General features: G+C 69.9%; 18 protein-coding genes. 9 read left to right on the top strand and 9 right to left on the bottom strand.

The genetic code is table 11. The features are described 5' to 3' along the window. Positions 1–13: 13 nt before the first annotated feature. A complete protein-coding gene (locus AB0C30_RS33985) occupies positions 14–1,444 on the bottom strand; it encodes a PepSY domain-containing protein (RefSeq protein WP_357952219.1) in 1,431 nt (476 codons plus the stop codon). A gap of 318 nt (positions 1,445–1,762) precedes the next feature. Then, positions 1,763–2,317 carry an MFS transporter gene (locus AB0C30_RS33990; RefSeq protein ID WP_357952220.1) on the bottom strand — a complete coding sequence of 185 codons (555 nt, stop codon included), beginning with the start codon at positions 2,315–2,317 and terminating at the stop codon, positions 1,763–1,765. Positions 2,318–2,479: 162 nt separating this feature from the next. Here AB0C30_RS33990 and AB0C30_RS33995 point away from each other — a divergent pair, with 162 nt between their 5' ends. After that, positions 2,480–3,319, top strand: a complete 840-nt coding sequence (locus AB0C30_RS33995) for a universal stress protein (RefSeq protein WP_357952221.1) — start codon at positions 2,480–2,482, stop codon at positions 3,317–3,319. Positions 3,320–3,330: 11 nt separating this feature from the next. Here AB0C30_RS33995 and AB0C30_RS34000 read toward each other — a convergent pair whose 3' ends face one another. Continuing rightward, positions 3,331–4,170, bottom strand: coding sequence for a L,D-transpeptidase (locus AB0C30_RS34000; protein ID WP_357952222.1), 840 nt, complete (start codon positions 4,168–4,170; stop codon positions 3,331–3,333). A 334-nt stretch (positions 4,171–4,504) separates the two neighbouring features. On the opposite strand from AB0C30_RS34000, the gene AB0C30_RS34005 reads away from it, so the two are divergent. Further along, positions 4,505–5,479 carry an ice-binding family protein gene (locus AB0C30_RS34005; RefSeq protein ID WP_357952223.1) on the top strand — a complete coding sequence of 325 codons (975 nt, stop codon included), beginning with the start codon at positions 4,505–4,507 and terminating at the stop codon, positions 5,477–5,479. Between the two features lie 231 nt (positions 5,480–5,710). On the opposite strand, the gene AB0C30_RS34010 is transcribed toward AB0C30_RS34005, so the two are convergent. Beyond that, positions 5,711–6,673 (bottom strand): D-glycerate dehydrogenase, encoded by a 963-nt coding sequence (locus tag AB0C30_RS34010; protein ID WP_357952224.1) that lies wholly within the window; start codon positions 6,671–6,673, stop codon positions 5,711–5,713. A 174-nt stretch (positions 6,674–6,847) separates the two neighbouring features. Beyond that, on the bottom strand, positions 6,848–7,642 hold the full coding sequence (locus AB0C30_RS34015) for a phytanoyl-CoA dioxygenase family protein (protein ID WP_357952225.1): 795 nt from the start codon (positions 7,640–7,642) through the stop codon (positions 6,848–6,850). A 104-nt stretch (positions 7,643–7,746) separates the two neighbouring features. Between AB0C30_RS34015 and AB0C30_RS34020 the strand changes: the two genes are divergently transcribed. The 3 genes from AB0C30_RS34020 (at position 7,747) to AB0C30_RS34030 (ending at position 11,599) form a co-directional block, all read left to right on the top strand. Beyond that, a complete protein-coding gene (locus tag AB0C30_RS34020; RefSeq protein ID WP_357952226.1) occupies positions 7,747–8,619 on the top strand; it encodes an AraC family transcriptional regulator in 873 nt (290 codons plus the stop codon). A 129-nt stretch (positions 8,620–8,748) separates the two neighbouring features. Next, complete coding sequence (locus tag AB0C30_RS34025; protein ID WP_357952227.1) at positions 8,749–10,026, top strand: ABC transporter substrate-binding protein; 1,278 nt, start codon at positions 8,749–8,751, stop codon at positions 10,024–10,026. Positions 10,027–10,153: 127 nt separating this feature from the next. Next, on the top strand, positions 10,154–11,599 hold the full coding sequence (locus AB0C30_RS34030; RefSeq protein ID WP_357952228.1) for a peptidoglycan recognition family protein: 1,446 nt from the start codon (positions 10,154–10,156) through the stop codon (positions 11,597–11,599). 103 nt (positions 11,600–11,702) lie between these two features. Here AB0C30_RS34030 and AB0C30_RS34035 read toward each other — a convergent pair whose 3' ends face one another. Next, complete coding sequence (locus AB0C30_RS34035; RefSeq protein ID WP_357952229.1) at positions 11,703–12,476, bottom strand: FadR/GntR family transcriptional regulator; 774 nt, start codon at positions 12,474–12,476, stop codon at positions 11,703–11,705. A 101-nt stretch (positions 12,477–12,577) separates the two neighbouring features. Here AB0C30_RS34035 and AB0C30_RS34040 point away from each other — a divergent pair, with 101 nt between their 5' ends. Genes AB0C30_RS34040 through AB0C30_RS34055 form a run of 4 tightly spaced genes read left to right on the top strand, consistent with a single transcriptional unit; the run spans position 12,578 to position 17,646 of the window. Next, positions 12,578–13,948: an extracellular solute-binding protein gene (locus AB0C30_RS34040; protein ID WP_357952230.1), complete on the top strand. Its 1,371-nt coding sequence runs from the start codon at positions 12,578–12,580 to the stop codon at positions 13,946–13,948. 11 nt (positions 13,949–13,959) lie between these two features. Next, positions 13,960–14,832, top strand: a complete 873-nt coding sequence (locus tag AB0C30_RS34045; protein WP_357952231.1) for a sugar ABC transporter permease — start codon at positions 13,960–13,962, stop codon at positions 14,830–14,832. Further along, positions 14,822–15,712, top strand: coding sequence for a carbohydrate ABC transporter permease (locus tag AB0C30_RS34050; RefSeq protein ID WP_357952232.1), 891 nt, complete (start codon positions 14,822–14,824; stop codon positions 15,710–15,712). Before AB0C30_RS34045 ends, AB0C30_RS34050 begins: the two co-directional genes overlap by 11 nt. 14 nt (positions 15,713–15,726) lie before the next feature. Beyond that, positions 15,727–17,646 (top strand): hypothetical protein, encoded by a 1,920-nt coding sequence (locus AB0C30_RS34055; protein ID WP_357952233.1) that lies wholly within the window; start codon positions 15,727–15,729, stop codon positions 17,644–17,646. Here AB0C30_RS34055 and AB0C30_RS34060 read toward each other — a convergent pair. The 3 genes from AB0C30_RS34060 to AB0C30_RS34070 form a co-directional block, all read right to left on the bottom strand. Then, complete coding sequence (locus AB0C30_RS34060; protein WP_357952234.1) at positions 17,563–19,491, bottom strand: cytochrome c oxidase assembly protein; 1,929 nt, start codon at positions 19,489–19,491, stop codon at positions 17,563–17,565. The genes AB0C30_RS34055 and AB0C30_RS34060 overlap by 84 nt on opposite strands. A 104-nt stretch (positions 19,492–19,595) precedes the next feature. Then, the gene (locus AB0C30_RS34065) at positions 19,596–21,161 is read right to left on the bottom strand and encodes a M28 family peptidase (protein ID WP_357952235.1); all 1,566 of its coding nucleotides are present in this window, start codon (positions 21,159–21,161) and stop codon (positions 19,596–19,598) included. A 176-nt stretch (positions 21,162–21,337) separates the two neighbouring features. Next, the gene (locus tag AB0C30_RS34070; protein WP_357952236.1) at positions 21,338–22,276 is read right to left on the bottom strand and encodes a methionyl-tRNA formyltransferase; all 939 of its coding nucleotides are present in this window, start codon (positions 22,274–22,276) and stop codon (positions 21,338–21,340) included. Positions 22,277–22,282: the final 6 nt, after the last annotated feature.

Genomic DNA, 22,282 nt, shown 5'->3' on the forward strand with positions numbered 1-22,282 from the left:
GCGTGCCGGAGTGTCAGCCGATCACCCGCGCCACCCCCGGTATCCGCCGGAGCACCAGCCAGTCGAGCAGCAGCACGACCGCCATAGTGACCCCCGCCAGCGGGAACAGCAGGCCGAGCACCGCCATGACGGCGATCACTCCGTACGCGCTGCGCCTGTTGGTGGCGCGGGCGGGCGCACCGGCTCGCCCGCGCGGGCGGCGCTTCCACCACATCCACGCGCCGGTGACCACGAGCGTGATCAGGGACAGGCAGGCGGCGAGCATGACGAGCAGGTTGACGGTGCCGTAGCGGCGGCCCTCGTGCAGGGCGATGCCCTGTTCGACGGCTTTGGCCATGATGCCGTACTCGGCCCAGCCGTAGGAGACGAGCACCCGGCCGCTGTACTGGTCGACGTGGAGCGTCTGCGCGGCGGCCGGGTCACGGCGGTTGTCGGTCACGACGGTGTACACGCCCTTCGCGTCCTTGGGGAGGAGGACCTTGACGTCGCATTCGGCTGGCTGGCAGTCGCGCAGGACCGGACGGGCGGCGGCCAGGGCCCGCTCGATGGGCACCGCACCCGGTTGCAGCACGCCGCCGGCCGTTTCGTGCGCGGCGTGACCTCCGGACTGCGGTACGGGGAGTCGTTCGGCGGACCAGGGCACCTTGGCGTCGGGGTTGGTGGACAGGTCTCCGGACAGCGTCGAGGTCTTGGGGAAGGAGTCCGCGCTGGGGGTGGTCGAGCCCGTACTGTCCTGGATGCGCTGCAGGCCATCGCCCCACACGCCCGACCAGGGCAGGCCGGACAGGACGAGGAAGACGACCACCGCCCCGGCGCCGACTCCGGTGAGGGTGTGCAGGCGGCGCAGCCGGCCGCGGCCCGACCGCTTGGCCCGCTTATGTGTACGTCGCCCGCTCCACCACAGGTACGTGCCGGTGGCGATGAGGATCAGCGCCCAGCACGCGGCGATCTCGACGACCCGGTCGCCGATGGTGCCCGCCATCAGCTCACCGTGAATGGTGCGTATGACACGCATGAAGGTGGTGCCGTCGTCGATCTGCCCCACCACGCGGGCTGTGGCCGGATCGACGTAGACCGAGACGCCCTGAGCGAAGGGGCCGGTGTCGGCGCCCTGGAGGATGACCCGGGTGGTCCGGTCCGGGGCGGTGGGCGGGATGACCGACATGACGGCCGCGCCGGGCCGCGCCTGCCGGGCGGCGGCGATCTGCTCCGACAGGGGCTTCGCGGTAGTTACCGGCGCGGCGAGCGTGCGGACGTCGGCGTAGTGCCACTCCTCGAACGGCTCCTTGAACAGGTAGATCGACCCGGTTATGGCGAGGATGAGCAGAACGGGGGCGACGAACAGCCCGGCGTAGAAATGCCAGCGCCAGATGATGCGATAGCGCTGGGACGACAGGGCCGGGGTGGGCTGGACGGTCGGCGGCCGTACCTCGACAGAGGTCATGGGGTTCTCCATTCCGGAGACGCGCCCGTCTCGGGGCGCGCGAACAGCGGGGGCGGTCATGACCGGCCGATCGGGTCTTCAAGGCGCGATTGGGGCTTCCAGGCGCGATCGGGGCTTCGATGCACGATCGGGCGCAAGGCACGGTCGGGGCTTCGATGCGCGATCGGGGCGTACGGCGCGATCGGGCCGCGAAGGCCATGATCGTCGTGCGGTCATGATGGACCGGACGTGCGGCTTCCGGGTACGAGGACGGCGATGCACGCGGTCGGTCCCGGCGGCACACGGTGCCGGTAAACGGTCGGCTTCAGCAGGCGTCGCCTACTGAGGCGGCCCCCGGCGGCACAGCTCCCAGGCCAGCACCTGGGCGGCGGGCATTCCCGGCGTGACCGCCACGACCGGCGCCACGCGGCGCGGCGTCGAGGTCGGCACGAGCAGGTTGGTCAGCGGGCGCCACAGGTCGCGGAGCGAGCAGGCCAGCAGGAACAGCAGTGTGGCCAGTGCCGTCTCACCACGCTCCAGCCACCAGGCGGACACCGTGGCGACCAGCACGTGCGCCAGCAGCATCCCGACCCCGGCGGACAGTCCGCCGAGGTGGTGTCCCGTCAGCGGAAGGCCGGGGCCGGGACCGAAGAGATGGTGCATGCCGTACTGCGCGGCGAAGGAGGCGACGAGCAGCGTTCCCAAGCTCCGCCGCCGGCGCGCGAGGACGTACGCCCCCGCGCCGGTCACGGCGGTGGCGGTGGCGACGATCCCCAGCCCGGCGCCGGTGCCACCGGCCAGCACGTGCATGCCCAGCGCGGCGTACACGCAGACGACCGCGAACACCGCCGCGCGCACGACACGTCCGGCGGGCTCGTTCCGATCGGCGCTCACGCGCGATCACCGCTCACATGTGCAGATACGGCCCAGCGGGTGTCTCGGTTCGATCGCGCCGTAATGGGCGGTGGTCCCATGGGCTCCATCGGATTGACCTGCGGAAACTTCGGCTCGCCGGGTAGGGGTGTCGGGGAAGGGGACGTCGGACGGGGGCAGATCATGATCATTGTCGGGGTGGACGGCTCGCGGGCGGGGCTCGAGGCCGTCGGGTGGGCCGCCAGGGAGGCCGCGCTGCGCGAGGTGCCACTGACCGTGGTGCACGCCATGCCGGGATGGGCCTGCGAGACGGCGTCCGGCCACTATGCCGCCGTGGCCAAGTGGATGCGCGACGGGGGCGAGATGGCGCTGGCCGCGGCCGAGGACCGGGCGCGCGGCGAACACCCGAAGATCAACATCAGGACGATGCTCCTGCCCGGCGATCCCCGAGCCGCCCTGATCGGGGCCGCGAAGGAGGCCGAGCTGCTGGTCATCGGCAGCCACGGGCTCGGGGGAGTGCGCGGGCTGCTGGTGGGGTCCGTGGCGTACGGGGTGGCCGGGCACGCGCCCTGCGACGTGGTCGTCGTGCGGCAGCTGCCGTCCCTTCCTCGTGGCGAGCTGGTGGCCGGGGTGGACGGCTCGCCGCGGACCCGCCGTCGGGTGCTGGACTTCGCCTTCTCCGAGGCGGAGTTGCGGGGTGTGACCCTGCGGGCCGTACATGCCTGGAGCGGATTCCAGCCCACGAGCGAGGAGGATGAGCGGGACGGGCGGCTCATCCTGCGCGAGGCGCTGGCCGGACACCGTCAGGACCATCCCGATGTCGAATTGATCGAGGAGGCCGTGCACGGTCACCCCGTGGAGGTGCTGCGTCAGGCCGCTGAGGGCGCCGACCTGCTCGTGGTCGGCTCGCACGGGCACGGCGCGTTCGCCGGCATGGTCATGGGCTCGGTCAGCCAGGCCATGCTGCACCACTCCCCGTGCCCGCTCGCCGTGGTCCGGAACCGGCAGGACGACCCAGGTTGAGTTTCGAGCATTCATGGGTTGATGACGACCGCGCTGCCCAGCGGGACATGTGCCAGGACGCGCAGGGCGGCGGCCGGGACACGGACGCAGCCGTGACTGACCTCCTGCCCGAACACGCTCTCGTCCGGCCAGCCGTGCAGCCCGATCGTGCCGGGGCCGCCGTCGAAAGTCTGGAGGACGGCGGAATGCGAGCCCAGCGCGAGCATGCGCGGGCTGTACGTCGCGTCCTCAGGAGTCAGCGAGGCGAGCAGGAACGTCCGTCCCGTTGGCGTGGGGGTCGACGGGGAGCCGGTGGCGACTTTCCACGTGCCCAGACTGCGATCGGACTTGAACACCGTGAGTTGATGAGCGGCCAAATCGATGCGTACGTAATAAGGGCTGTAGGCATTCCGCAATCCGCCGCCAGCGGTATAAATCCAGCCCGTCGACAGATTCGGGCGGCTCGGCAGCATAACGCGTACCCATCCCGGCTGCTCTTCCACTATGGGCACCCATACCGGGCCGCCCACTGAAGTGGTCGGCAATATCCCCACCGGTGCGCCGCCGGGGCTGGCATAAACCACCTGTGGTCGCGTGGGATGCGTCAGGTGCCCATTCCCCGGCTCGAAAGGAGCAGTGTCTTTCGGCGCGCCGCGCAATCTCGTGTACGTCGTGGAGCGCGTCAGCCGAGCCCGTTGCGCGGCCGACACCGGCAGCGGCGCGATCTGCTGGATCGGGGCGGCGTGGGGCGCGGCGGCCGGTGGCGGGGCGGTCGTTCCGCAGGCCGCGGCCAGGGTCATGGCGGCCAATGCCGTGCTCCACGCGATCGGCCGCGCATTGCTGTTCCTGTCCAGTTCCATGCGATCGCGCAAGGCGGCCTCCACTATTTCCGGGGTGAGCAAGGGCAGTTTACGGAGGAGCCTTGAGCGTCTTGGGCCGAGAATTGGGATAAGTCGTTCTATCGGGTGATCTCGGGTCTTGGTTGATAAGTGGCAGAGGCTTTGTCGCGCCTTTACCGGTCGATTGTGCGTGGTCGTTGATCTCCCCGAATATCATGCCGAGTTGCTTGCCGTTTCACCTCGCTGCGCGGGTGGAAGCCGGTTGTATCCAGCGCGCTCCCCTATAGAAAAGATTCACTACATGGAAGTAATCTCTGGTCGCGCTTCCCGCCGGTCGCGATGGGTCTCTCTGCTGGCGGGGGCCTTCGTGCTCGTCGTCGCCGGTGCTCTGCTGACCACATGGCCATCCGGCGCAAAGGCGGCCCAGCCGCGGTCCTGCCACCAAAACGAGGACGTCTGCGATAGCCCGGCCACCAGCATCTCGGGCGATCTCGAAGGCATGACCCTCGAACCCGGCGTCTACACGGCCGCGTCCTCGATCGAGCTGACCGGCACGGTCACCCTCGACGCTCAGGGCGATCCCGACGCCGTCTTCATCTTCCAGATCGGCACCGCGTTCTTCACCGGCCCGGACAGCGACGTCGAACTCGTCGGCGGCGCTCAGGACTGCAACGTCTTCTGGGAGGTGGGCAACACGGTGACGACCGGCGCCATGCCCGACGTGACCGTACCGGTGGACGAGGAGGTCGAAGAGGAGGTCAATGAGGATCGGGGGAGGCCCGGGACCGAGACGGCCGTCACGGACGACTGCCCTCTGGCGCATCAGGTCACGCCGCCCGCCCTTCCGCCATGTGCGGAGACTCCGCCGGTGCGGTCGGTGCCGACTCCGATAGAGCGGCCGACCCCGGCCCAGCCGGTGAAGCCGACCCCGACGCCGAAGGTGGTTTCTACGCCCCAGGTGGACGCACCTCCGAAGGCGGTGTCGACGCCTCCGACGGTTTCGACTCCCCACACGGTTACGCCGCCGAAGGTGGTTTCGACGCCTCAGACGGTTACGCCGCCGAAGGTGGTTTCGACGCCTCAGACGGTTACGCCGCCGAAGGTAGTTTCGACGCCCAAGACGGTTGCGACGCCTCAGACGGTTGCGACTCCGAAGGTGACGTCGACTCCGACGGCGACCGCGACGTCCACTCCGACGGCGACATCCACCTCCAGGACGAGCACACCCGATCACCACCGTGATCATCACCACCGCGACCGCCACAACTGCGGTCACCACTGCGGGCTCGAACCGGCGCCCGAGCCCGTCCCGGTCGGCTCGCGTCTGCGTGTGGCCGGCTGACGATCCTGTCCGGCTGCCTGTTTCGGGGCGATGCGCGGGATGACCAGCTCGCTGAGGCCATCCCGCACATCGCCGCAGCCGGTCGGCGTCTGTGAGCGCCGAGGTCGGTCGCGCAGAGAGTCATCGCGCGGGGCCAGAGGACGGACGTCAAGGGCCGGACGTCAGAGGACGGGCATCCGGAGATGGGCGTCCGGAGATGGGCGTCCGGAGATGGGCGTCCGAAGATGGGCGTCAGGGGATGGGAGTCAGGGGTGGCTCGCCGTTCAGGACCGCGATGATGTTGTCCACGGCGAGGTCCACCATCCGGGCCCGGGTCGCCTCGGTGGCCGAGCCGATGTGCGGGAGGGCCGCCACGCGTTCGTGCTGGATCAGCGGGTCGCCGACGCCGTTGCGCGGCTCGCGGTCGAACACGTCCAGCCCCGCCGAATGGAGCCGCCCGGCCTGCAGGGCGGCGAGGAGCGCGGCCTCGTCGACGACTCCGCCGCGGGCGGTGTTGACGAGGGTCGCGGTGGGTTTCATCATCGCGAGCTCGTCCGCGCCGATGAGACGGCGGGTCTGATCGGTGAGCGGTACGTGCAGAGACACCACATCGCTGGTGCTCAGGAGCTTGGGCAGGGAAACCGCCTGGGAGAGCTCGTCATCGGGTTTACGGGACAAGGTGTGCTGGACGGTCATGCCGAACCCGATCGCCCGGCGGGCGACGGCCTGCCCGATCTCGCCGTAGCCGATGAGACCCAGGGTCGCCCCCGCCACGTCGAGTCCGAGGTAGGCGTCCAGCCGGCTGCCGGTCCACCCGCCGTTCCTGAGACTGTCGGCCGCGGTGACCAGCCGCCGCCGCGCCATCAGGATGAGGGCGAAGGCGGTGTCGGCGGTGGTCTCGTGCAGGACACCCGGGGTGTTGGTGACCACGATGCCGCGCTCCCGCGCGGTGGCGACGTCGGTGCCGTCGTAGCCCGCGCTCGGCAGGGCCAGTACCCGCAGCCGGTCGCCCGCCTCGAGCACCGCGGCGTCGACATGGTCGGAGTTCTGGCACAGCAGCGCGTCCGCGCCGGTGAGGAGGTCGCGCAGCCGCTCGGGCGGCGGCGGCGTGACCTCGGACCACTGGCGTAGCTGGGCGACGCGGCCGAGCCGTTCGAGACCCGTGCCCGGCAATGTCGGCCGGGTGACCACCACGATCGGCGCCGTCGCCTGCATATTGCTCTCTCCTCCCGATGGGGTCCGGCCTGAGCACGGACAACATCCCTCCATCAACATAGATCACCTGGATGTCGACGAAGTCAGGGGGCGGGGGGAGGAGAGGGCGGGGCGGACGAGGTTGACGAAGTCAGGGGCGGGGGGACGAGCGGGCGGGTGAGAAGAGAGGGCGGGTCAGCGTGGCTGGGTGGCTCCGGTGAAGGGCATGTGCTCGCCTTCCACGTACTTCGGGAACGGCTGGTAGACATTCGCGCCCGGCTGGCCGCGCAGCAGCAGCGCCGAGACGAACGGCTGCTCCTCGCTGGTGATCCGGGTCGAGGTCGGGATGTAGCGGATGGTCAGGCCGCAGCGGCGCTTGGGGGAGGTGTTGGCGCTGGAGGCGTGCAGGATGTTCGGGTGGTGCACCTCCACGTCGCCGGGTGACAGCACCAGGTCCACGGCCTGGGACTCGTCCACCGTCACGGCGCTCTCCGAGCCGAGCACGTTGGCGACGTCGTCGCGCTGCCGCAGCTCGTGCAGGGCCTGCTTGTGCGAGCCGGGGATCACCCGCATGCAGCCGTTCTCCGGCGTGGACTCGTCGACGGCCAGCCAGAGCGTGATCACCCGCATCGGCTCCAGCGGCCAGTAGGCACCGTCCTGGTGCCAGAGGACCGCCTTGCCGGAGAAGGGCGGCTTGCTGATGTAGTGCGAGGCGAACAGCGCGAGGTCCGGGCCGACAAAGAGCTCGGCGATGTCCAGCAGCCGATCGTCGGAGATCAGCCGTACCCAGAACGGGTCGTCGGCCACCAGTTCGGTGCCCAGGTCCTCGCCGAGCAGTTCGGGGTGCTTGGCCTGGAGCCAGGCGACGTGGTCGCCGGCCTCGGCGATCAGATCGGCGTCGATGACGTTCCGGAAGATCGTGTAGCCGTCGCGGTCGTAGTCCTGAAGGCGGGTTGAGTCCTGAAGAGTGCGGTCGGCTTCCTGGGTCACGATGTTCTCCTGTGCGCGGGAGCGATGGACATCGATCCGGATTCTTCGGCCTCCGCGCCCCGACTTACTAGCACTCGCCGCCCCATAACTATTAATTTCCTGACATGCCGACTGTGCTGCGCTGGGTGGAGTTCGCGTACGGCCTGCCCTACCACGCGGCGCTGGTGCCAGTGAGCGGCGGCCGTCGCGACCGGCCCGAGCCGCACAGTCATGCCGATTTCCATGAGTTCGTCTTCGTGACCGCGGGAGCCGGCTCGCAGCGCGTCGGCGAGGCGGAGATGCCGCTGCGCGCGGGCGACGTGGTGCTGGTCCGGCCGCATGACAGGCACGAATTCGCGGGTACGGCGGCCGACGGGATGCGCTTCATCAACATCGCCTTCCCCAGTTGGCGCTGGCGTGCCTTCGCCGACCTCGCCGGGCTGGCGGGCACGGCGGAATGGGAGCGGCGCGACCTTCCCCTGGCGGCGCGCACCGACCTGGACGGGCCCGTCGCGGCGGAGTTCGCCCGCGTGCTGGCCGCCTATTCCGGCATGCCGCGCGTGCTCGACCTGGTCGGGCTGTGGACGGCGGTCGTGCCGCTGCTGGAACGGGCCGACGGCACGGCCGTGGACCGGCGGCCGGGCTGGCTGGTGGCGGCCTGCGTGGCGATGAGCCGCGAGGAGAACCTGCGCGACGGGCTGCCCAGGCTGCTCGCGATGGCCGCGGTCAGTCCGGGGCATCTGGCCCGTTCCATGCGTACGCACTACGGGTGCACGCCGATCGCGTTCGTCTCCGCGCGCCGCCTGGAGCACGCCGCGCTGCTGCTCACCACGACGACCGAGGGCATCGGCCAGATCGCCCAGCGCTGCGGTTTCTCCGGCCAGTCGTACTTCGGCAGGCTCTTTCACCAGAAATACGGCCTGGCGCCCCGCGACTATCGGGAGGCCACCCGGCGGGCGGTGGTTCCGGCGGCCCTGGACACCCCACACATCAAGTGATTAGATGACTTCACTTGGGCGAAGGACGCATGGTGCGGCCGCCCGATCCACCTCCGGCGGACACGAGCACGCCCTCCCACTCGACGCCCACGTACGAGACACCCCCCAAGATCGAACAGGAGGCCGGGCATGATCCGGTCGCGTTTACTGTGCATGGCCGCCATCTGCGCCGTCGTCACCCCGCTCGCCCTCACGGGCTGTTCCTCCAGCGGTGACACGGCGAAGGAGGCGGGCAAGACCGAGCTGAAGCTCTACAACGACAAGGGCGCCTGGAGTAAGTACTTCGACCAGATGGGTGCCCTGTCCAAGCAGCAGATCGGGCTGTCGATGAAGCCGGTCGGCTACACCGACGAGCCGACGTACCAGGCGTTCATCAAGGCGTCCTTCCGCACCAACGTCAAGCCCGACCTGTTCACCTGGACGACCGGCGGCGGGCTGGCCGAGGTCGTCGCCCAGAAGCAGCTGGCCGAGACGACCGCCCTCTGGCAGGAGGCCATCAAGAACGGCGACCTGTCGGCGGACCTGGCGAAGTACTACACCGTGGGCGGGAAGCAGTACTGCGTGCCGCTGAACGCCGCCTACTGGGGGATGTTCTACAACAAGAAGGTCTTCGACAAGTACGGTCTCAAGCCCCCCACCACCTGGGACGAGCTGATCAAGATCGCCGACACGCTGAAGAAGAACGGTGTGCCCGCGTTCTACCACACCTCGGTGCTGTTCTCCTTCGTCTGGTTCGAGCAGCTGCTCGCCGGCACCGATCCCGACCTGTACGACCGCCTCTCCACCGGCCAGGCGAAGTACACCGATCCCGGCGTGGTCGAGGTCATGAAGCGGTGGAAGTCGATGATCGACGCCGGCTACTTCAACAACGCCGGCGACAAGACCGACCCGGGTGACGTACTCAAGACCGGCAAGACCGCGATGGTGTCGTTCGGTACGTGGTTCAACACGAGCATGACGCAGCGCGATCTGAAGGCCGGTACCGACTACGGCTACTTCACGATCCCGAACGTCAACCCCGCGCTGCCCAAGACCTCGATGATCTTCGAGAGCGGCCCGCTCTGCTCGCTGGCCAAGGCGCCCGACCCCGAGGCCAGCACGAAGTACCTCAAGTGGTGGGTGACGCCGGCCGCGCAGGAGAAGTGGGCGACCGCCAGGGGAGACGTCTCGGCCAACCCCAAGGTCACCATCACCGACCAGGCGATCGCGGAGGTCAGCAAGGCGGCGGGCAGCGGACAGTATCGCCTGGTCAACCGCTACTTCGAGGCCACGCCGCCGCCCGTGCTCACGGCCGCGCTGGACGGCTTCGGCGCCTTCCTCGTCAAGCCGGACAGCTACCAGAAGGTCCTTGAGGACATCCAGGGCGCCGCCGACGAGTACTGGAGCAGTCACCAGCCCGGCAGCTGAGATTCGAGGGCGCACCGGCACCTGTACGAATTCTGTACGCCGCGCTTGCAGGCTGATCATCAGCGGGTGCCGCGTGCGGCCTCCACTCCTTGCGATGCCCCCCGGAACTGTTCTTGAGGAGAAACCTGTGCAGGTCCGACTCCGTCGTTCGGCCGCGCTGCTAGCCGGTGCGCTCATCCCCCTCTCGCTGCTCACCGGCCAACCAGCCGGAGCCGCGTCCGCCGATCCCATGACCGACGCCTTCGCCCGCGCGGCCACCACGTACGAGGTGCCCCGCGACCTGCTGGTGTCCCTCGCCTACTCCGAAACCCACCTGGACGGTCACCGCGGCCAGCCCAGCGCGTCCGGCGGTTACGGCGTGATGCACCTGGTCAGCAACCCCGTCACGCACACCCTTGAGCGGGCGGCCACGCTGACGAAGCAGCCCGTCTCGGCCCTGAAGGCGGACGCCGCGGCCAACATCACGGGCGGCGCCGCCGTGCTGCGCGCCTACGCCGACGAGCTGGGGCTGGACGCCAAGGCCCGCAAGGACGCCGCCAAGTGGTACCAGGCGGTGGCCAAGTACGGCGGCGCCTCCTCGCCGGAGGTCGCCCGCCTGTACGCCGACACCGTCTACGACCTGATGGCCCAGGGGATCCGCGCCACCACTCCGGAGGGCGAGGCCGTCACGGCGGCGCCGCGGGTCGTCGAGCCCGAGCGTGGTTCCTACGCCAAGGCGCAGGAGCTGGGCAAGACCAACACGCTCGCGGCGGCGGTCGACTACCCGGGGGCGACGTGGGCGGCGGCGCACAGCTCCAACTACGCCGTCTCCAACCGCCCGACCAGCGACGCGATCGACCGCATCGTCATCCACGTGACCCAGGGCTCCTACGCCGGGACGATCGACTGGTTCCAGACAGGGCCGCGGCCGAACCCCACGTCGGCGCACTACGTCATCCGTTCGTCGGACGGCGCCATCACCCAGATGGTCAGGGAGAAGGACCGGGCCTTCCACGCCGGTGACTACAACCGGCGCTCGGTGGGCATCGAGCACGAGGGATTCGTCGACAACGCCTCCTGGTTCACCGACGCGATGTACCGCTCCTCGGCGGCGCTGACCCGCAACATCGCCGACCGGTACGGCATCCCCAAGGACCGGGCGCACATCCTCGGCCACAGCGAGGTGCCCGGGGCCGACCACACCGACCCGGGTCCGAACTGGAACTGGACCACGTACATGAACTACGTCACCGGCGGCAGCGGCCCCACCAACCCGCACACCGCCGAATCGGTCTGCGGCACCGGGTTCAAGGTGATCGACTCGGCGGCGCTGGGCACGGCGGGCACCGTCTACCTGACGTACAACTCGACCACCGGCTACAACTGCGTGGCCACGATCAAGAAGACCCAGCTCGGTACGGCCTCGGCCACCAGCGCCTACCTGGAGGTGGAGGGCCAGACGCGGATCACCGACAGCGGTAACTTCGCCTACTACGCGGGTCCGGTACGCGCCAACGCGGCCGACAAGTGCGTCAAGTGGGGCGGCAAGGCAGGCGCGTCCACCTACGACAGCCCGTCCGAGCACTGCGGATAGCCGGAACGTCCCGGCCTCGACGCGCGATGCGCCGGGGGTAGCCGGAAACAGAAACAACAGGGCCCCGACGAATCGTCGTCGGGGCCTTCGCCATGTCAGATGATCACTGGGCCGGAGTGGGGCGCCGCCGGTTCCAGGAGTCGAGGATGTGCGTGCGCATCGCCGCGGCCGCGGCCTCGGGGTCGCCGGCCGAGATCGCGTCGCTGATCGCCTGGTGCTCGTCCAGCGTCTGGCGCATGACCTCCTCGTTGTACTGGCCGTGGTAGCGCATGCTGGTGCGGGCCTTGTCGTGGATGCTGTTGACGATGGCGCGGCCGAGCCGGTTGCGGGAGGCCGCCATGATCACGTCGTGGAAGCGGACGTCGGCCGCGCCGAAATCGGGGGGAGAGGCGACGTTCGACCGCATGACGCCCAGCGCCTCGGCGATGCGCTGATCGTCGTCGGCGGTGCGGGCCAGGGCCGCGGCGGCGGCCATCTCGGCTTCGAGCGCGGTGCGTACGGTGACCAGCTCGTCGAGGAAGGCCGCGGTCTCGTCGTGCGCGATCACTGAGGTGAGCACGACGTCGTCGAGGAGGTTCCACTGCCTCGGCTCGGTGACCTGGGTGCCGCGACCGTGCTCGATCCGGACCAGGCCCTTCTCCTGGATCACCTTGACCGATTCGCGGATCACCGTGCGGCTGACGCCGAACTCCTCGCACAGGTCGGCCTCGGGCGGCAGCGTCGCACCCGGGCGCAGCGTGCCGCGGATGATGTCGTCGACCAGTTGCTCGACCACCGTGGTGCCCAGCTTGGGGGCCCGGGTGCGGCGGGGTCGTTTCGCGGGCGGTTGGGGCCGCACCGCGTCGTCCGTCCACGGACCCTCCGCGTGCTGAGTCAACGTGCCCTCCCTTGATCACGACAGCGCCTTGAGTATAGGCCATTGTGTAGATGTCATTCGTATGATGTCATATCTCGAAACATGCCGTTAACGGAGGCCCTATGAGACGACGCAGTCATGCCGCGTACCGCCGTGCGGTGCCTGCGGCCACCGCCGCCGCGGCGGTTCTTCTCGCCGTCGCGGCCTGCGGTCCCCCCAACCCCACGGCTTCGTCGAAGCCGACCGGCGCCGCCTCCCAGTACGGGTTCAGCACGGCCGAGCAGAAGGACGGCAAGCTCGTGGTCTGGGTGGACTCCACCCGGCTCGACGCCGCGAAGGCGTACCAGACGGCGCACCCCGGCGTGCCGCTGGACATCGTCACCTACGACGGCAACGCCAACGGCTCCAACGCCCTCAAGACCAAGGTGCAGCTGTTCAACCGGGCCGGCGAGGGCTGGCCGGACGTCGTGTTCACCACCGACAACAACACCGCCTCCTGGGCCTCGCAGGGTGATGACGCCTTCGTCGCCCCGCTCAACAAGGGCCTGCTCGACGACGCCACGCTGAGCGGCTTCGCCAAGGGCGCGCTCGACGTGTGCGCCATCGACGGCACGGTCTACTGCCTGCGCAACGACCTGGCCCAGGTGGTGCTCTGGTACAACAAGAAGCTGCTCGACAAGTTCGGCTACACGTTGCCCAAGACGTGGGAGGAATACACCGCGCTGGGCGAGAAGGTGGCCGCCGAGCACCCGGGATACATCATCGGCACGGCCGGTGACGCGTGGGCGCCGGAGATCTACATGTGGGGCGGCGAGTGCCCGGCCAACCAGGTCACCGGCGCCAAGGCGATCACCGTCAAGGCGACGGACGCCAAGTGCGTACGGACCGCGCGGATGCTGGACAAGCTCGTGGCGAACAAGACGATGTCCATGTTGCCGTTGTTCGGCCCCGACTTCGTCAAGAACCAGGGCGACAAGGTGCTCATGCTGCCCGGCCCGGCCTGGTACGGCGGGGCGGTGTTCCAGGGGACGATCAAGACCCCGAAGGGCGAGCTCGCGGTCGGCGACGCGCTGCACTGGGCGGACCAGACCCAGCCGGTGACCGGCAACGTCGGCGGCGGCACCTGGTGGCTGTCGCGGCACACCGCGCACCTGAAGGCGGCCAAGGACTTCATCAGCTGGGTCGCCACCGCCGACGAGTACCAGGTCGCCCTCTCGCCGGGCTATCCCGCCTTCTCGGCCGCCGCGACGAAGTGGATCAAGAAGCAGCAGGACAGCGGCTACTACGCGGGCGACATCGCCGCCCCGATCGCCGCCGCGGCCGGACAGGTCTGGTCCGGCTGGGGCTCGCCCGAGTTCAGCCAGGAGGCGATCTGGGCCAAGACCGTCATCCCCGGCCAGACCGCCGGTAAGACCATCGAGTCGCTGCTGCCGGACTGGCAGACGGCGATCGAGCAGCAGGCCCAGGTGTCCGGATACCAGGTCACCAAGTGAGCGTTACGCACGTGCGGAGTCGTTCCTGGCGGCCTGCCGCCGGGCACGTCTTCGTCTCCGGGTACGTGGTGCTCCTGGTGGCGTTCGGCATCGCGCCCACGGTGTACGCGCTCAATCTGGCGTTCACCGATGGCGAGGGGCGCTTCGCCGGCATCTCCAACTTCCTGCGTACCGCCCAGGACTACCGGTTCGTGGCCGCTCTCGGGCATGTGGCGACCTACCTCGTGCTGTGGCTGGTCACCCTGACCGTGCTCGTCCTGCTGCTCGCGCTGGTGGTGCACCGGCTCGCCTCGCGCTGGTCACGGGCCGCGCTGCGGTTCGTCTACTACGTGCCGGGCGCGCTGGCCGGCGCGTCGAGCGTGCTGCTGTGGCTGTTCATGCTGGACCCCTCCGTGAGCCCGGTCGACGGCCTCGTCCGCTCGCTGTGGGGTGACACGTTCGTGCAGGTGATCGCGCCGGGCCACCTGCCGTGGATCTTCACGATCATCGCCTTCTGGACCGGCGCGGGCGGCTGGATCACGGTCATGTACGGCGCGTTGAACAGCATCCCGTACACGGTGATCGAGGCGGCGCGGGTGGACGGCGCGGGGCCGGTGAAGACGGCGCTGCGGGTGCAACTGCCGATGCTGCGCAAGTGGATCGTCTACATGCTCATCCTGTCCCTCGCCGCGGGCACGCAGCTCTTCGTCGAGCCGCAGCTCGTCTCGCAGGCCGGGTTCGGGGTGGTCGGGACCGACTACTCGCTCAACCAGCTCGCCTACCTGTACGCCTTCGACCAGAACGACTTCAACGGCTCGGCGGCGATCGCGATCGACCTGCTCATCGTGGCGTTGTGCTGCGCCGGGCTGTTCGTCGCGCGGGGAGGTCTCTTCGATGCGGACTGATCAACGGCCCGGCGTCATCCGGCTGGTCGGCCGGGGGCTGATCGCCGCGCTGCTGCTGGCCTTCGCGCTGTTCTTCGTCCTGCCGATGGTGTGGCTGCTGCTCGCCTCGACCAAGAGCCCGGCCGACCTGATCCACGCCAACCCGCTGTCACCGGGCTCGATCGGCTCGCTCGTCACGAACTGGCAGCACCTCATGTCCTTCCAGGACGGGGCGGTGCTGACGTGGATGACGAACTCCGTCGTCTACTCGGCGCTCTCGGTGGCGCTGACCCTGCTGGTCGGCATCCCGGCCGGCTACGCGATGGCGCTCATGCGGTTCGGCGGACGTCGCCTGCTGCTGATCGTCACCCTGGTGGTGATGCTGATGCCGGCCACCGCCCTGGTGCTGCCGATCTTCCTGGAGCTCAGCTACCTCGGGCTGATCAACAAGACGGCCTCGGTCGTGCTGCCGATGTCGTTCTTCCCCTTCGGCGTGTACCTGACCTACATCTACTTCTCCACCAGCGTCCCCGGCGACCTGCTGGACGCGGCCCGGCTCGACGGTTGCGGCGAGACCGCGACCTTCTTCCGGGTGGCGCTCCCGCTGGCCAAACCGGTCGTCGCGCTGGTCGCCTTCTTCAGCTTCGTCAACAACTGGAACAACTTCTTCCTGCCGTACGTGATGCTGCCGAACAGCGGCAACTACCCCATGCAGGTCGGCCTGACGCAGATGCTGGCCGCGACCCCCACCTTCAACCCCGTCGTCGGCGCCAACGCCGAGGTGCAGCCGCCCGAACTGGTGCTGGCCACCCTGATCTCCATCGCGCCGGTGTTGCTGGTGTTCCTGTTCTCTCAGCGCTTCCTGGTCGCCGGGCTGACCGCCGGCGCGACCAAGGGATGAGGAGTACACACCCTATGACCGACAGCTCCGCCCGGCGCCCGCCCGTTGTCACGGCGAGCGTCCCCGTCATCGAGCCCCCGGCCTGGGCGCTGTCCCAGCGCGCGCTGTTCGACCTGCTGGACAGCGGGTGGCGGCTGTTCTCCTCCCGGTACACCCGCCCTGACGGCTCGCTGCGTTACTCCGGCCGGTTGTCCAGCCGCGACGGCGCGGACGACTTCTTCGAACCGTTCTTCAACTGGCCCCAGCTCTACCTGCTGGGTGGCGCGGACGACCTGCTCCCGGCGTGCGCCCACCACTGGGAGGGTGTGGTGGCCCAGATGACCGAGCTCGGCATGTTCGCCGAGGAGTTCGAGATCGGCTACGACTGGTTCCACCAGGGCGAGAGCCTGCTCTTCACCTACTTCCTCACCGCCGCCGACCCGGCGGCCTGGGCGGAGCGGGCGACCCGGTTCGCCGACCTCTATCTCGGTCCGGCCAATTACGACCCGGACCACCACATCATCAAGGCTCCCCACAACGGCAGCGGGGGAGCCCGCGACGGGGTGTCCGACACGCCCGCCTATCCCTGGACCGAGGCCGAGGCCGCGCAGTACGGCTACCCGCTGGACTGGCTGGTCCCGGCCGACGCGCCGGTGCCGCCGCTCGCCGACGACCCGCGGCTGGGCGCGGAGATGCGCGAGCGTATGGGCCGGGGCGACGCGGTCGGCAACCTGAGCGTGGCCGGCCTGGTCTGCAACGCCTTCCTGGTCTCCGGCGACGAGCGATACACCGGCTGGCTGCGCGAGTACGTCGGCGCCTGGCAGCGCCGGGCCAAGGACAACGGCGGGATCGTCCCGGACAACGTCGGCCTGGACGGTGTGGTCGGCAGCCAATTGGACGGGCGCTGGTACGGCGGTCACTACGGCTGGACCTGGCCGCACGGCATGTACAGCGTCGGCCAGGCGACGGCCGTCGGCGCGCTCAGCGCCGCGCTGGCCACGCGGGACGACGGCTACCTCGACCTGCTCCGGTCGCTCCTGGACGCGATCATCGGCCTGGGCGTCCAGCTGCCCTTCAGCCAGAGCGACTCGGCCAACCAGGGCCGCTGGCGCGCTCATCTCGGCTCGGACGTGGACACCGCCACCCTGCTCGTGCCCTACCGGCACAGCGACAAAGGCTGGTTCGACTACAACCCGATCCAGACCTCGGTCCCGTTCGCGCTCTGGCACCACACCGGCGCGGCCGAGGACCGGGCCCGCCTGGACGCGCTGCGCGCCGCGGCCGGTTATGACTGGGCGACCGTACGGCCGTTCCGCGACAAGGAGGAGGCCGGGCACGAGGAGCCGTGGTACGCCTACCTGTGCGGCGACAACCCGGACTACCCCCAGCAAATCCTCGCCGCCGCGCACGCCCAGGCCCGGCGCCGCATAGCGCTGCTGCTCGCCAACGCCGACCGGGACCTGCCGGAGGAGGCGATCCACCTGTGGCAGAACGTCAACCCGGTGGTGACCGAGGCGCTGGCCCAGACGATGTGGGGCGGCCCGCAGGTCATCTACAACGGCGGCCTGCAGCAGGCCAGGGTCCGCTACTTCGACGCCGAACGCCGCCGCCCCGGCGTGCCCGAGCAGGTCGCCGCGCTGGTCAGCGCGATCGAGCCGGAGGCCACCGTGGTCACGCTGGTCAACCTCTCGGCCACCGAGGACCGGGTGCTCATCGTGCAGGCGGGGGCGTTCGGCGAGCACGAGATCGCCACCGCCGTCGCGACCGGGGCCGAGCCCGGCTGGACCGGCCGCGACGCCGAGTACATCCACCACCAGCCGGTACCGTCGGCCACCGAGCTCACGGTCGGCGGCCCGCACCTCACGGTGGAGCTACCGGCCGGCACCACCGTCACGCTGACCCTGCGGCTGCGGCTGCACGCTTACCAGCCGTCGTACCGGCAGCCGTGGGACTGAGCCTGTCCTCCCCGCGGCCTTCCGCGAGCGGGTCAGCCGTACGGCCAGGAGGGCGAGGGCGGCCACGGGGAGCGCCAGGTAGATCAGGCCGGCCAGCCATTGCCCGGCCGCCACGCCCGGCGCGCCGCGCGGGGTCACCTGCGCGAACCAGTCCTGGGCCAGCACCGGCCCGTACAGGAGGAGCAGGCCGACCACCACCTGCGTCGCGACGACGGCCGCGAGCAGCCGCGTGCGATCGCGCCGCGCGATCGTCTGGGGCAGCGGGTCGACCCCGGCCAGCACCCAGCAGCACAGCAGCCCGGTACTGAAGAACAGGCCCTGGGTGAGCAGGTGGACCGCCTGGTTGGTGACCGACCAGGCCAGCCACTCGGTGCCGTAGAGGACGAGGACCGGCAGGACGTAGCTGGCCAGGAGGGTCATCGGATGAGTGAGTTGCCTGGTCAGGGGGCTGTTCAGGATGGCGGAGGTGACGTCGCCGTACTGTGAGCGGGATGTGATGGCCCGCGCGGTCAGCGTCAGCGGCGCCCCGAAGGCCAGCAGCAGCGGGCCGACGACGTTGAGCACCGTGTACTGCAGCGCGTGCGCCGACGGCATCGCCCGCGCGTAGGCGCTCACGCCGCCGGCGAGCACCAATGCCAGCACCGCCACCCCGGCGAACCAGGAGATCGTCCGGCCCACCGGCCACGGCACGCCGGCGCGGGCGAGCCTGCGCAGCCCGGCCAGATAGCCGATGACCGGAAGCGCCAGGGCGAGCAGGACCAGCGGGTTCGGCCGGAACTCGGTGATCAGGTGGCCGATCGAATAGGGCGCCAGGTTGTAGCCCAGGAGGTCGTCATGGCTGCCGGTGGTCGGCGGCGCGGAGCGCGACAGGCCGACGGCCAGGCCCATGGCCGCCGCCATCACCACGATCTCGCCGGTGGCCAGCCGGACGAAGGTGCCGCGCTTGGAGCGTTCGGCGATCCCGGCGACGGTACGGCGGCGGTGCATCCACCCGATGACGCCCAAGGCCACCAGCGCCGTCACCTTGGCCAGGACGAGCGTGCCGTACCTCGTCGTCCACAACTGTGGTACCGAGTCCAGCCGGACCCAGGCGCCGGCCACACCGGACACGGTCACCGCGACGAAACAGCACAGGGCCAGCGTGCTGAATCTGGCGACGACGCCGGCCAGCCGGTCCGAACGGCGAAAGTGGATCAGCACGGCCACCAGGCCGCCGACCCACACGGCCGCCGCGAGCAGGTGTGTCATCAGCGCGGAGACCGCGACGTCGTGGTCTCCGGCCGAGGCGGCGTGACCGACGTAGGCGGGCGGCAGCAGGCCGAACGCGGCGGCCACGAGCAGGGCGACCGCCCACCGGGGCCGCCGGCCGTCCCGTACCCGTGAGGAGCCGAGCACCACGACCGTGGCCGTGCACGTCACCACGAGCATGGCCTGCGTCTGGGGGAGGGCGGTGCCGAAGTTCAGCAGGGTGAAGTCGCCGAACACCTGGCTCGCCGGGAGGCTGAGAATGTTCGCGAGCGTCAGCAGGTAGGTCAGCAGCGCGCAGACCGCCCAGCCCAGCGCCCAGCCGCCCGCCGCGCGTACGCAGGCGCTCGCCTCCGGCGCGTCGCGCCGGACCAGGACAACCCCGGCGACCAGGGTCCCCACCGTGCCGACGGAGCACACCTCCAGCGCCAGCCGCGCCAGCGGCACTCCCCAGACGGTCAGCGGATCGGGTGTCGGCAGTCCCTTGATCGGCGGCGGCGTTCCGCCTCCGCCGACCCATAACGCGCCCACCAGCGCCAGGACGCCGACCGCGACGGCTACACCGGCGTATAACAGCGCCCGACGCCCGGATGACAGCACCAGCGTCCTCCTTTGTCAGGGAGCGTCCCTCCGTTGGGTAAGCGTCCCCCTATGGACGGGTACGTCCGCGTACCTGCGGCGGTTCGATGGCCGCAGGGGCGGATTTATCGCTTTATTCTTCCGCGAAGCTCGGCGCCGGTGTCGGCGATCGCGGTGATCGCCGCGGTTTCCGCGGCGGGTTCCGCGGCGGCGGCCGGGCCGGGCAGGACGGGCTTGAAGGCGTAGACCAGGGCGGCGGCGGCGATGGCGCCGGTGTTCAGCGCCAGAGCCCGGTCGTTGATGTTCGTCGTGGTGTCGCAGGCCTTGTGGTAGCACGCGTCGTACGGCTGGCCGGCCGTACCACCGAACAGGGCCGCCTCCTGGGCCGTCTTGATGCCCTCACCTCCGGTGAACAGGCCGCCGGAGGCGATGCCGGCCGCGATGAACGGCCCGTAGTCGGAGCGGCCGTCGAAGTCGGTCCCGTTGTGGCCCTGGTGCAGCAGGTCGTAGTAGCTCTCGAACAGCTTCTCGATCTCGGCTGAGCCGGGCGGACCGGCGGGCTCGCCCGTGGCGTCGGAGTCGTCACCGTCGTAGATCTTGAGGGCGTAGTTCGGCGAGGCGATCATGTCGTAGTTGAGGTAGAGCTTGATCCGGCTCCGCCGGGCGGGCGTCAGGTGCTCCACGTAGAACTTCGAGCCCAGCAGGCCCAGCTCCTCCGCGCTCCACCAGGCGAAGCGGAGCCTGTTCCGGGTGGGGATCTTGCCGAGCGCTTCGGCGACGGCCAGGAGCGCGGCGCTGCCCGAGCCGTTGTCGTTGATGCCCGGCCCCTCCAGGACGGAGTCCAGATGCGCCCCGGACATGACCACCTTGTTCGGGTCGCCCCACGGGGAGTCGGCGATCACGTTGGAGGTGGTGCGTACCTCGCTGATCGTGTCGGTCTTGAGGTGGACCGTCGCCCCCGTGGCGAGCTCCTGGCCGACCGCGAAGGAGGCGCCGACGACCGGGATGGAGACCGGTTCGCCGAGGTTGCCCTGCGGAGTCGCGGTACGGCCCGGCTGGCCCTCGTTGAAGATGATCGCGGCCACGGCGCCCGCCGCCTGGGCGTTCCGCGCCTTGACCAGGAAGGTGCAGGTGCCGCGCTGCAACAGCGCGATCTTGCCCGGCGTGAACCCGGCAAAGTCGGCGGCCTCGCAGCCGGAGGTGGAGGTGCTCGGCGTCGGGCCGGGCGGCAGGACCAGGTCGACGTTCTGCAGGGCCGCGATGACGTCGCCGCGCCCGGAGTAGCTCATCGTGGCGAAGTCGCCGAGGCCGGAGCCGTCGGGCGGCGTCGGAGTGTAGACCTTGTGCGCCGGGGCGACCCGCTCCATCAGCGCGGTGGATCTCTCCTGGTAGAAGGGGAAGTCGAACGGCTGAACGGTCACCTGGTAACCGGCGGCCCTGAGCTTGGCGGCCACGTAGTCACGCGACGCGTCGTGGCCGCGGGTGCCCGCCGCGCGGGTGCCGTGGTAGATGTTGGCGACGGCCTGCAACGCCCGCAGGTGCTCCTTGACCGCCGTGAGGGCCCCGAAGCCGATCAGCCTCCCCTCGGCAGGGCCGGGGGCGGCGTCGGCGTGGGCGGCGACGGGGGCGAGGGTGAGTGCCGCGACCACGGTGAGGGCGCGGTAGACACCCCCGCGCATGACGGTACGCATAGGGCTCCTCTAACTGGCGGTGGGTGTAGTGCGATCCGGACACCATCAGCCGGGAAGAACCTGGCGACCGCCAGTCAGATGATCACCCCATTCTAGGAGCCGCCCCCGCGAAAACCGGACACCCTCCGGCAGCCAGGCATGTCGTGGCGCTGTCCGAGGTGGCCGCGCCTGTTGCTTTATCCGAGGTAGCCGCCCATGGTGCGGAAGTAGTCGGTGGCCGCGTGCTCGGCGCCGTCCGGTGTCCGCAGCCGTTTGACCACCAGCCCGCGCCGCTGCCCCGTCCGCGCGTCCGCGCCGGCGACGATGACCACGCCGTCCCCCTCCCGGATGAAGATCCGTCCGGGGGTGCCTCCGTAGCGGGCCTGCGACACCGCGGCCGAGACGATCTGGATCCGCTCCCCGCGATGGTGGGTGAACGCGTTCGGGTACGGATCGGACTGGGCACGGACCAGCCGCTCCAGGTCCTCCGCCGGCCAGGACCAGTCGATCCGGCCGTCCTCGACCGACCGCTTGTGGAAGAAGCTGGCCTGGGTACGGTCCTGGGGGACCCAGCGCGCCCGGCCGGAGGCGATCAGGTCCAGCGACTCCCGCACGAGCGGCTCGATCAGGTCCACCGTCCGGTGGAAGAGGTCGGTCGTGGTGTCGTCGTCCTTCACGGGTACGGCCCGTTGCAGCAGGATGTCGCCCGCGTCCAGTTCGGCGTTCATGCGGTGCGCGGTGACGCCGACCTCCCGCTCGCCGTTGATCAGGGCCCAGATCAGCGGGGAAAAGCCCGCGTACGCCGGAAGCAGCGAATCATGGATGTTGAGCGTGCCGTGCGGCGGCAGGTCGAAGATCTCCGGCGGCAGCCAGGTCCGCCAGTTGTTGGCGACGATGATGTCCGGCGCGGCGTCCCGGAGCGCCTGGAGGAGGCCGGCGTCGTCGGGCCGGTTGCGCAGCAGCACCGGCACGTCATGCCGCTCCGCGAGCTCCGCGACCGAGTCGTCCCAGATCTTCTCGTAGGCGTGCTCGCTCTTGGGATGGGTGACGGCGAGGACCACGTCGTGGCCGGAGTCGAGCAGGGCGCGTAAGGTCCGATGGCCCCACGTCTGGTACCCGAACATGACCACTCGCATGATCGA

This window comes from Nonomuraea sp. NPDC048901, from assembly GCF_040649695.1.
In the GTDB taxonomy this organism is placed as follows: domain Bacteria; phylum Actinomycetota; class Actinomycetes; order Streptosporangiales; family Streptosporangiaceae; genus Nonomuraea.

Coding starts and splice junctions, on each gene's coding strand:
- AB0C30_RS34070 (WP_357952236.1), bottom strand. CDS start 22,276: ATGCGAGTGGTCATGTTCGGGTACCAGACGTGGGGCCATCGGACCTTA.
- AB0C30_RS34020 (WP_357952226.1), top strand. CDS start 7,747: ATGCCGACTGTGCTGCGCTGGGTGGAGTTCGCGTACGGCCTGCCCTAC.
- AB0C30_RS34055 (WP_357952233.1), top strand. CDS start 15,727: ATGACCGACAGCTCCGCCCGGCGCCCGCCCGTTGTCACGGCGAGCGTC.
- AB0C30_RS34040 (WP_357952230.1), top strand. CDS start 12,578: ATGAGACGACGCAGTCATGCCGCGTACCGCCGTGCGGTGCCTGCGGCC.
- AB0C30_RS34025 (WP_357952227.1), top strand. CDS start 8,749: ATGATCCGGTCGCGTTTACTGTGCATGGCCGCCATCTGCGCCGTCGTC.
- AB0C30_RS34065 (WP_357952235.1), bottom strand. CDS start 21,161: ATGCGTACCGTCATGCGCGGGGGTGTCTACCGCGCCCTCACCGTGGTC.
- AB0C30_RS34010 (WP_357952224.1), bottom strand. CDS start 6,673: ATGCAGGCGACGGCGCCGATCGTGGTGGTCACCCGGCCGACATTGCCG.
- AB0C30_RS33995 (WP_357952221.1), top strand. CDS start 2,480: ATGATCATTGTCGGGGTGGACGGCTCGCGGGCGGGGCTCGAGGCCGTC.
- AB0C30_RS34050 (WP_357952232.1), top strand. CDS start 14,822: ATGCGGACTGATCAACGGCCCGGCGTCATCCGGCTGGTCGGCCGGGGG.
- AB0C30_RS33985 (WP_357952219.1), bottom strand. CDS start 1,444: ATGACCTCTGTCGAGGTACGGCCGCCGACCGTCCAGCCCACCCCGGCC.